Source organism: Facilibium subflavum, assembly GCF_003574485.1.
GTDB lineage: Bacteria > Pseudomonadota > Gammaproteobacteria > Francisellales > Francisellaceae > Facilibium > Facilibium subflavum.
This window is the reverse complement of the sequence record NZ_QLIT01000271.1, coordinates 1-1,254: the sequence shown is the minus strand read 5'-3', so window position 1 is coordinate 1,254 and position 1,254 is coordinate 1. Positions and strand designations below refer to the sequence as shown.

Below are 1,254 nucleotides of genomic sequence, written 5' to 3'. Positions count from 1 at the left end.
AAATTCCGAATGCGCCCTTAATAATATTATATGCTCTGGTGCTTTGGGTCCTGTTTTTTAAGCGCTCTCGAATCCAAGTTGCACGGTCACCGCCAAATGAATCAAAAAAATAGATATTACGATTTGATGTGTCAATAGTTACAAGGCCGAAATGCCAATTACCAAAATTGATGGGCAAAAGAATAATGCTATTGGCATTAGCAGTTACCAGGTGATCAATGTCCACCAAGATGTCACCTTGCTCAATTTCATTGCTTAAAACCGTGCGGCAAGGCTTAAGTGGGTATTGGTCATCGGCAAGGTCGATTCTTGGCTCATTGTGAAGTTTACTTATGCAAATATCAACGAATCCATTAGATACCATAGATGCACTACCTAAATTATGACTTGCAATATTATGCACAATTTCAAGCGCCATAGTGTCTCGTAACTCCCTATGAAGTAGTGATAGCGCGCATAACTCATTAGAAATTGTATTAATAAGTGGTTGCTGAGGATCAATGTCATCATCAAGTTCAATAGAAGGCTGCCTTTTTTGTGATCTGCTTTCATCTTTTGATAGGCTTCTTTCTCTTTTTATATGCGTTGTGCCTTCATCACCCTGAAAAAAGATATCACCGGTAGTGGTCAGATTGGTGCGCATCACGGGTGTTTTTTTCGGCATATCACGTTTTATAGTGCTCACCCGCTCAGAAAGCTCTTGTGATAAAAACTGATAAATCTGGCTAACCTGATCTTTTCTGTCATGTCGTTGTTTTAAGCGCCCATCAGCAATATTGATGATGGTGTTTATTTTTTCTGAAGCAGGTTGTGATTGGTCTTGTAATGTATGTTGTATCTCTTGAATGCCATGTGCTAAGTGTGTGGTTGTGTAAAAATAATCAATGGCCAGCCCAATACCAAAAGATGCTACATGCCACCATTTGAAATTGTACACGCCTTGATAGTGCTGTGCATTATCTAAAATATCCTGATAAATAATAGTAATCATTTGTTCATATTGGTAGCATAATAACCCGCAAGCCAACACTGCATCTTCATTATACTCAGGGTAAATAGTATGATGGCTAATAAAGTTTTGATATTTGTCAATTGCAATTTTTAAGTGATCAAATTCAAATCTTTTTGTGCGCCTGTCGTCAAATATCGCATTTAAAGTATCTGCTTGTCGGCTATCTTCTTTTCTTAATCTATCTAAGGCTTTTTTATTTTCAACACCATAGATAGCACATAGGTTAATGGCACTAAGTTAAG

At 37.6% G+C, this 1,254-nt stretch carries 1 protein-coding gene; it reads right to left on the bottom strand.

From position 1 onward, the window contains the following. On the bottom strand, window positions 1-991 hold a 991-nt coding region (locus DNK84_RS13160; protein WP_162902473.1), incomplete at its 3' end, for a hypothetical protein. Window positions 992-1,254: the final 263 nt, after the last annotated feature.